The organism is Kitasatospora sp. NPDC051984 (assembly GCF_044593455.1).
GTDB lineage: Bacteria > Actinomycetota > Actinomycetes > Streptomycetales > Streptomycetaceae > Kitasatospora.
This window is the reverse complement of record NZ_JBIUCB010000004.1, coordinates 481667-489964: the sequence shown is the minus strand read 5'-3', so window position 1 is coordinate 489964 and position 8298 is coordinate 481667. Positions and strand designations below refer to the sequence as shown.

Genomic DNA, 8298 nt, shown 5'->3' with positions numbered 1-8298 from the left:
GGCTCCCAGTAGACGACTGGGTTGATAGGCCGGATATGGAAGCCCTGTGAGGGGTGGAGTTGACCGGTACTAATAGGCCGAGGGCTTGTCCTCAGTTGCTCGCGTCCACTGTGTTGTTCTGAAACAACGACCCCCGCCGATACGGGTGGGTGGTGCACAGTTTCATAGTGTTTCGGTGGTCATAGCGTGAGGGAAACGCCCGGTTACATTCCGAACCCGGAAGCTAAGCCTCACAGCGCCGATGGTACTGCAGGGGGGACCCTGTGGGAGAGTAGGACGCCGCCGAACAATCATTCAGGGAAAGCCCCCCGCCTTTTGGCGGGGGGCTTTTTCGCATTTCTGGAGCATTCCCGGAGCATTCCCGAAGGACCCTGGAGGCGTGCACGGCCTGTTGCCGGGTGGTTCCGTGCGCGGCACACTGTGGCGTCATGGTCGTGGAGCAGGGCGAGGGGGCCGGCGGAAGAGCCGGCCGGGGCGGCGACGACTTTCGGGTGTTCTACGAGGCTGCGTACGGTCAGCTGGTGGCGCACTTGTATGCGCTGACGGGCGATCTGGGTGAGGCGCAGGACGCTGCCCAGGAGGCGTTCGTCCGGGCGTGGAACCACTGGGGGCGGCTGGTGTCGCACGAGAATCCGGTGGCGTGGGTGCGGCTTACGGGGCAGCGGATCGCGATCAGTCGGTGGCGGCGGGCACGGACGGCGTTGCAGAGCTGGATCCGGCACGGGGATGCGAATCTGCCGGTTCCGGGGCCGGGGCCTGAGACCGTGGTGCTGGTGGAGGCGTTGCGGCAGTTGCCGGAGGCGCAGCGGTCGGCGTTGGTGTGGCATCACATGGGGGGTCGTTCGGTGGCGGAGATCGCCGCGGACGAAGGGGTGCCGGTGGGGACGGTCAAGGCGCGGTTGCACCGGGGGCGGCAGGCGTTGGCGGTGCTGTTGGGGGAAGATCCGGCGGCGGTCGTGGAGGAGTCGACGATCGCGCCGCTGCGGTCGGCTCCGGCGGTTGCCGCAGGTGAACGGGCGGCGGGGGACGGGGAGTTGACGGGGGTCGGCGGCGGTGACGGGGAGCCGGTGAAGGTGACGGGGGCTCAGGTGCAGGTGGCGGAAGACTGCGGTTCGCATGTCTAGGCCCGAGGCGGAGACGGTGCGGACGGCAGGGACAGCGGGGGCGGCGGACCGTCCGGCGATCGGGGCGGCCCGGCTGGAGACGATGTTCGACGGGTTGCGGCGCGAGGTGGTGCTTGCCGTGCCGGTGCCGTCGAGTGCGGAGGTGACGCGTCGCGGGGCGAGGCGTCGTCGGCGTCGGGTGGGGGCGGTGGTGGTGGCGGGGGTGTTGGGCGTCGCCGTGCTGTGGTCCGCGGTGGCGGTGGTGCCCGGGCCGGTGGGGCACGGGGTGGCGGGGTATCCGGTGCCGCCGACGGCTGCGGCGCCCGCGCCGAAGCTGGAAGTGCCCTTGCCGGAGCCGCAGTTGCCATTGCTGCCGTCGGTGAACTGGGTGGCGGAGTGGCCGTCGCTGGAGTCCGCCGATCCGATGGCGCGGGCGCTGGTGCTGGACGTGTCGCGGCTGCCGAGCGTGCTGGGCGGGTACGGCCCGTGGACGGCGCTGCCGGCCGTGGACCCGGCGGCGGCAGGTCCGTCCGGGAGCGCGTCCCCGGGCGGGCCCGCCACGATTCGTCCGAGCGCAAGCGCCGGCTCGTCTGCCACCAACAGCCCTTCACCGAGTGGGAGTTCGAGCGGAAGCCCGTCCGGTGGCCCGTCGGCCGACCCGTCCGGAACTCCCGGTCCGGGGGCGTTCGCGGACGGGTGCGTAGCGCGGCTGGTGAGTACGTCGGGTGCCGAGCAGTTGTGGGGGCAGCGGTATGTGGATGCCGGGCACCCGGAGGTGTCGGCGCAGCAGATTGTGATGCGGTTCGGCTCGCCGCTGGCGGCGGAGCACCAGGCGACCCGGCTGATGGCGGGCGGGGAGTGCGTGAGCTCGGGGGCGGGCTGGGCGGTGGAGCAGCAGGTCGGCGCGGTGGTGGCGTTGGGTGTGCGGCAGCCGGTGGCGTACGCGGAGGAGTTGGCGGTGCACATCAGCGGGACGACGGTGGCGGTGCTGACGGTGCGTCGGGGCGGGCGGGGGGTGGCTCCGGCGGCGGGGTTGTCGGATCCGTTCCGGGAGTCGGCGCTGGAGTTCCTGCAGTTGCGCGCGTCCGAGCCGGGGGAGGGCTGAGGTCCGCGTCGGAGCTTCGGCAGCCCAAGGCGGGCGCTGCTAGGAGGGTTTCGAAAAAAGTCCGTGGGCCGGTGCAACCGGTCTGCTTCGGGCCGCGTTGGTGTGGTGAGGCCGCTGTCGATCGGGGCGGTGGCCCGCGGGGGGTGCGCCCGGTTGGGCGGTCGGGGCAGAACAGGGGACTGCCCCGGATGTCCGACCGGGCGTCGGCCCGGAGTGCAGGCCGTGGTGAATCGTGGGTTCGGCGGCCGGAGGGGAATGCGGTGGGGGCTGAGGCGGTGGGGGTGCCGGCGGGGTCGGAGCCCGGGGGGCTGGAGGAGTTGCGCAGGCGCGCGGCCGCGGCGGGTCCGCCGCTGGCCGAGGGCATGGTGGTGTGCGAGAACCTGGTGCGGATCCACCGTTCCGAGGGCGTCGAGGTGCAGGCCCTGCAGGGGCTCGATCTGACGGTCGAGGACGGCGAGTTGATCGCGGTGGTGGGCGCGTCGGGTTCGGGGAAGTCGACTTTGCTGGGGATCCTCGCGGGGCTGGACGTGCCGACGGCGGGCAGTGCCCGGGTGGCGGGGAACGATCTGCTGGCGATGGACAAGAAGGAGCGGTTGGCGTTCCGGCGCCGGACGGTGGGGTTCGTCTGGCAGCAGACGGCGCGGAATCTGCTGCCGTACCTGACGGCGGTGGAGAACGTGATGCTGCCGATGGGGTACGCGGGGGTGCCGCGGCGGGACCGGCAGCGGCAGGCGACGGATCTGCTGGGGATGCTGGGGATCGGGCACCTGGCGGAGCGTAGGCCGGCCGAGATGTCGGGTGGTGAGCAGCAGCGGGTGGCGATCGCGGTGGCGAACGCCAACGCGCCGGCGCTGCTGCTGGCGGACGAGCCGACGGGTGAGCTGGACAGTGCGACCAGCGAGGAGATCTTCGCGGCGCTGCGGTCGGTGAACGAGGAGCTGGGGGTGACGGTGCTGATCGTCACGCACGACCCGATGGTGGCCCAGGAGGTGCGGCGCACCGTGCGGATCCGCAACGGGCGGACGTCGACGGAGGTGCTGCGTCCGGAGCGGGGCGAGCCGGGGGTGGAGTACGCGGTGCTGGACCGGGTGGGCCGGTTGCAGTTGCCGCAGGACTTCACGGAGGCGTTGGGGCTGAGCCGCCGGGTGCGGCTGGCGTTGGAGGAGGACCACATCGGGGTGTGGCGCGCGGAGGGTGCGGAGGTACGCGGATGAGTGGCGCGATGGTGGTCGTGGAGGACGTGCACCGGACGTTCGGTGCGGGCGACCGGGCGGTGCACGCCGTGCGCGGGGTGTCGTTCACGGCGAAGGCCGGGGAGTTGACGGCGCTGCGGGGAAGGTCGGGGTCGGGGAAGACGACGCTGCTGAACCTGGTGGGCGGTCTGGACATGCCGTCGGCGGGGCGGATCAGCATCGCCGGGATGGACCTGTCGGGTCTGGACGAGTCGGGCCGGTTGGCGTTGCGCCGGGACCGGATCGGTTTCGTGTTTCAGTCGTTCGGGTTGATCTCGGTGTTGACGGCGGCGGAGAACGTCGGGGTGCCGATGCGGCTCCGCCGGGTGGCGGTGAAGGAGCGCGAGGAGCGGGTGCGGACGCTGCTGGCGCTGGTGGGTCTGGCGGATCACGCGGCGCAGCGGCCGACGGAGATGTCGGGTGGTCAGCAGCAGCGGGTGGCGGTGGCGCGGGCGTTGGCGAACGAGCCGGCGTTGTTGATCGCGGACGAGCCGACCGGGCAGCTGGATTCGGACACCGGTATGGCGATCATGGAATTGCTGCGGGCGGTGGTGCGCAGTGAGGGCGTGACGGCGCTGGTGGCGACGCACGACCCGCAGCTCATGGACCTTGCGGACCGGGTGCTCGAGCTGCGGGACGGCAAGATCGTCGAGCCGTAGGGGTCAGAGCCAGAGTTTGCGGACCTGGTCGGCGACCCGCCGGGCCTGGGCCCGGCCGGCTTCGGCGGCGGGGGCGCGGACGGTGGTGTCGAGCGGGTTGGCACCGAAGGCGGCGAGCGCGTCCTCGTCGGGGGTGATGGCGAGGACGGTGCCGGTGGCCCGGAGGGTCTCCAGCTCGGTGTCGAGGTTGGGGTCGGGCATCGGGGCGACGACCAGGACGGTCTGCTGGCCGGTCATCAGGTCGGCGTTGGCGTAGGTGCGGATGCCACCGTCCATGTAGCGGTGGCCGTCGATCTCGACGGTGGGCCAGATGCCGGGGATGGCGCAGCTGGCGGCGACGGCGTCGACCAGGGGGACGCCGCTGTGGCGGTCGAAGGTGCGGGGTTCGCCGGTTTCGGCGTCGACGGCGGTGAGCGTGAGCGGCCGGCTGGGCCAGTCGTGGGCGGGGAGGCGACCGGCGATGACGGCGCGTCGGTCGGCCGCGGGGACGGTGTCGGCGTCCAGGGCGAGGCGGCCGATGCGGCGGCGCAGTTCGGCGGGGTCGGTGATCTCGGCGTGCAGGGCGGCGAGGGTTTCGAGCAGCGGCCAGAGGGTCTCGACGGGCGGGACGATTTCGTGGTTCTGCCGGGCGGGATCGGTCTGTCGCAGGTGGAGTTCGGCGAGCGGTAATCCGGAGGAGAGTTGGCCGGCGACGGTGGCGCCGGCGGAGGTGCCGAGGATGTGGTCGGCGGTGCCGGGGAGGTCCAGGCCGGTTTCGGCGAGGCCGTGGAGCAGTCCGGTCATCCAGGAGATGCCGGCGAGTCCGCCGCCGCCGAGTACGAGTCCGCGCATGGTGGGTCCTTTCAGATCGATCTTTCCGTTCGGCATTTTGGCGCAACGGCCGTCAAGAAGTTGACAATTCTTCAGCCAAACCACCCTGATCAGCGGATATTCAGATTGCAGGGCTTAACCTCAAGGGCATGGTGCACACGGGCCGCGGCCGGCTGCGGATCTACCTCGGGGCGGCCCCGGGCGTCGGCAAGACGTACGCCATGCTCGCCGAGGCACACCGGCGTCTGGGCCGCGGCGCGGACGTGGTGATCGGCTTCGTGGAGACCCACGGACGGGCTCACACCGCCGAACTGCTGGACGGCCTGGAGACCGTCCCGCGCCGCACGCTGATCCACCGCGGCGCCGAGTTCACCGAGCTCGACCTGGACGCGGTGCTGGCCCGCGACCCGGCGGTGGTGCTGGTCGACGAGCTCGCCCACACCAATGTCCCCGGCTCGCGGCACACCAAGCGCTGGCAGGACGTCGAGGAGCTGCTGGCGGCCGGGATCGACGTCATCTCCACCGTCAACATCCAGCACCTGGAGTCGCTCGGCGACGTGGTCGAGGGCATCACGGGCGTCCGCCAGCGGGAGACCGTCCCGGACGAGGTGGTGCGGCGCGCCGACCAGATCGAGTTGGTCGACATGTCGCCGCAGGCACTGCGCCGCCGCCTGGCGCACGGCAACGTGTACGCGCCGGAGAAGGTCGACGCGGCGCTCGCCCACTACTTCCGGCTCGGCAACCTGACGGCGCTGCGCGAACTGGCGCTGCTCTGGACGGCGGACCGGGTCGACGAGTACCTCCAGCGGTACCGGGCCGAGCAGGGCATCCAGGGCACCTGGCAGGCCCGGGAGCGGATCGTGGTCGGCCTGACCGGCGGCCCGGAGGGCGCCACGCTGATCCGCCGCGCCGCCAGGATCGCGGCCCGGGCCAGCGCCGGCGAACTGCTGGCGGTGCACATCTCGCGGTCCGACGGACTGTCGGGCTCCTCGCCGCAGACGCTGATCGAGCAGCGCGCGCTGGTGGAGAGCCTCGGCGGCAGCTTCCACTCGGTGCTCGGCGACGACCCGGCGGCCGGGCTGCTGGACTTCGCGCGCGGCGTCAACGCCACCCAGATCGTGATCGGCACCAGCCGCCGCAAGTTCTGGCAGTACCTGTACGGGCCGGGCGTCGGCCTCACGGTGACCCGGGACTCCGGCGACATCGACGTCCACATGGTCAACCACGAGCACGCGGCGCGCGGCCGGGGCCGGATCCCGATCCGCAAGGTCACCGACCTGGGCCGGACCAGGACGATCGCGGGCTGGCTGATCGGCGTGGCCGGGCCGCCGCTGCTGGCGCTGGTGCTGACGCAGTTCCGGGGGCAGGGACTCTCCACCGACATGCTGCTGTTCCTGTCGCTGACGGTGTGCGCGGCGCTGGTCGGCGGGCTGTACCCGGCGATCGCCTCGGCGCTGGTCGGATCAACGGCGCTCAACTACTACTTCGCGCCCCCCATCCACGCCTTCACCATCGCCGAGCCGCAGAACATCCTGGCGGTGGCGGTCTTCACCGCCGTCGGCATCGCGGTCGCCACCGTGGTCGACCTGGCGGCCCGGCGCAGCCATCAGGCGGCCCGCGCCCAGGCCGAGGCGCAGACCATGTCGGCACTGGCCGGCACCGTGCTGCGCGGCGCCCCCACCGGCGAGGGGGTGCTGACGGCGCTGCTGGAACAGGTCCGGGAGACCTTCCAGCAGGACGCCGTGGCACTGGTCGAACGCGCCGACCCGCACGCCGCCTGGCACGTCGCCGCCTCGGTCGGACCGCGCCCGCCGGCCGGGCCCGAACAGGCCGACGTGGACGTGCCGGTCGGCGAACGCCTCGCCCTGGTGCTGCGCGGCCGGGTACTGCCCGCCGCCGACCGGCGGATGCTCGGCGCGTTCGCCAACCAGGCCGCCGTCCTGCTCGAGCGCCGCCGGCTGGCCGGGGAGGCGGCCGCCGCCCGCCGCGAGGCCGAGGGCAACCGGATCCGCACCGCGCTGCTCGCCGCCGTCTCGCACGACCTGCGCACCCCGCTGGCCGGGATCAAGGCCGCCGTCACCTCGCTGCGCGCCGAGGACGTCGAATGGGACCCGGAGGACGAGGCCGAGCTGCTGGCCGGCATCGAGTCCGGCGCGGACCGCCTCGACCACCTGATCAACAACCTGCTGGACATGAGCCGCCTGCAGACCGGCACCGTCACCCCGCTGCTGCAGCCCACCGACCTGGACGAGGTGGTGCCGTTCGCGCTCGGCGGCGTCCCGCCGGGCAGCGTCCGGCTGGACGTGGCGGAGTCGCTGCCGATGGTGCGCGCCGACGCCGGGCTGCTGGAGCGGGTGCTGGCCAACCTGGTGGAGAACGCCGTCAAGTACGGACCGTCCGACAGCCAGGTGCTGGTCAAGGCGGACCTGCTGCCGCGCGACGCCCGGGTCGAGCTGCGCGTCGTCGACCGCGGCCCGGGCGTCCCCGAGGAGGCCCGGGAGCGGATCTTCGCCCCGTTCCAGCGTTACGGTGACGCCCCGCGCGGCACCGGGGTGGGCCTCGGCCTGGCGGTGGCGCGCGGCTTCACCGAGGCGATGGGCGGCTCCGTCACCGCCGAGGACACCCCCGGCGGCGGGCTGACCATGGTGGTCTCGCTGCCCGCCGTCGACCTGTACGACCACCCTGACAACGGAAAGGCCGGTCCCGCATGACCCGGGTCCTCGTGGTGGACGACGAACCCCAGATCGTCCGCGCCCTGGTGATCAACCTCAAGGCCCGCAAGTACGAGGTCGATTCCGCGCACGACGGCGCGAGCGCCCTGGAACTGGCCGCCGCCCGCCACCCCGACGTGGTGGTGCTCGACCTCGGCCTGCCCGACATGGACGGCGTCGAGGTGATCCGCGGCCTGCGCGGCTGGACCAGGGTGCCGATCATCGTGCTGTCCGCCCGGCACGCCTCCGACGAGAAGGTCGAGGCACTGGACGCCGGCGCCGACGACTACGTCACCAAGCCGTTCGGCATGGACGAGCTGCTGGCCCGGATGCGGGCCGCGGTGCGCCGCGCCGAGCCGGTCACCGCCGAGGGCGAGCCGGTGGTCGTCACCGAGTCGTTCACCGTCGACCTGGCCGCCAAGAAGGTCACCCGTCAGGGCGCCGACGTCCGGCTCACCCCCACCGAGTGGCACCTGCTGGAGGTTCTGGTGCGCAACTCCGGGCGGCTGGTCAGCCAGACCCAGCTGCTGCAGGAGGTGTGGGGCCCGGCCTACCGCAAGGAGACCAACTACCTGCGGGTCTACCTCGCGCAGCTGCGCCGCAAGCTGGAGGCCGACCCGTCGCACCCCCGGCACTTCATCACCGAACCGGGCATGGGCTACCGCTTCGAGCCGTGAC

General features: G+C 72.5%; 7 protein-coding genes and 2 rRNA genes. 8 read left to right on the top strand and 1 reads right to left on the bottom strand.

Annotation, left to right across the window (positions count from 1 at the left end; all coding sequences use genetic code 11):
- The 6 genes from ACIHEI_RS11470 to ACIHEI_RS11445 all read left to right on the top strand — a co-directional run.
- A 23S ribosomal RNA gene (locus ACIHEI_RS11470) occupies positions 1 to 93 on the top strand; the annotation flags it as partial.
- A 78-nt stretch (positions 94 to 171) separates the two neighbouring features.
- A 5S ribosomal RNA gene (gene rrf / locus ACIHEI_RS11465) occupies positions 172 to 288 on the top strand.
- Between the two features lie 140 nt (positions 289 to 428).
- Positions 429 to 1124 (top strand): SigE family RNA polymerase sigma factor, encoded by a 696-nt coding sequence (locus ACIHEI_RS11460; protein ID WP_396606425.1) that lies wholly within the window; start codon positions 429 to 431, stop codon positions 1122 to 1124.
- Positions 1117 to 2208, top strand: coding sequence for a hypothetical protein (locus ACIHEI_RS11455; RefSeq protein WP_396606424.1), 1092 nt, complete (start codon positions 1117 to 1119; stop codon positions 2206 to 2208). Before ACIHEI_RS11460 ends, ACIHEI_RS11455 begins: the two co-directional genes overlap by 8 nt.
- 260 nt (positions 2209 to 2468) lie before the next feature.
- On the top strand, positions 2469 to 3422 hold the full coding sequence (locus tag ACIHEI_RS11450; RefSeq protein WP_396606423.1) for an ABC transporter ATP-binding protein: 954 nt from the start codon (positions 2469 to 2471) through the stop codon (positions 3420 to 3422).
- On the top strand, positions 3419 to 4099 hold the full coding sequence (locus ACIHEI_RS11445; RefSeq protein WP_387643053.1) for an ABC transporter ATP-binding protein: 681 nt from the start codon (positions 3419 to 3421) through the stop codon (positions 4097 to 4099). Before ACIHEI_RS11450 ends, ACIHEI_RS11445 begins: the two co-directional genes overlap by 4 nt.
- 3 nt (positions 4100 to 4102) lie before the next feature.
- Here the strand turns inward: ACIHEI_RS11445 and ACIHEI_RS11440 are convergent, their stop codons facing one another.
- Positions 4103 to 4930 (bottom strand): patatin-like phospholipase family protein, encoded by an 828-nt coding sequence (locus ACIHEI_RS11440; protein ID WP_392956921.1) that lies wholly within the window; start codon positions 4928 to 4930, stop codon positions 4103 to 4105.
- Positions 4931 to 5058: 128 nt separating this feature from the next.
- On the opposite strand from ACIHEI_RS11440, the gene ACIHEI_RS11435 reads away from it, so the two are divergent.
- Positions 5059 to 7620: an ATP-binding protein gene (locus ACIHEI_RS11435; protein ID WP_396606422.1), complete on the top strand. Its 2562-nt coding sequence runs from the start codon at positions 5059 to 5061 to the stop codon at positions 7618 to 7620.
- Positions 7617 to 8297 (top strand): response regulator, encoded by a 681-nt coding sequence (locus ACIHEI_RS11430; RefSeq protein WP_396606421.1) that lies wholly within the window; start codon positions 7617 to 7619, stop codon positions 8295 to 8297. Before ACIHEI_RS11435 ends, ACIHEI_RS11430 begins: the two co-directional genes overlap by 4 nt.
- Position 8298: the final 1 nt, after the last annotated feature.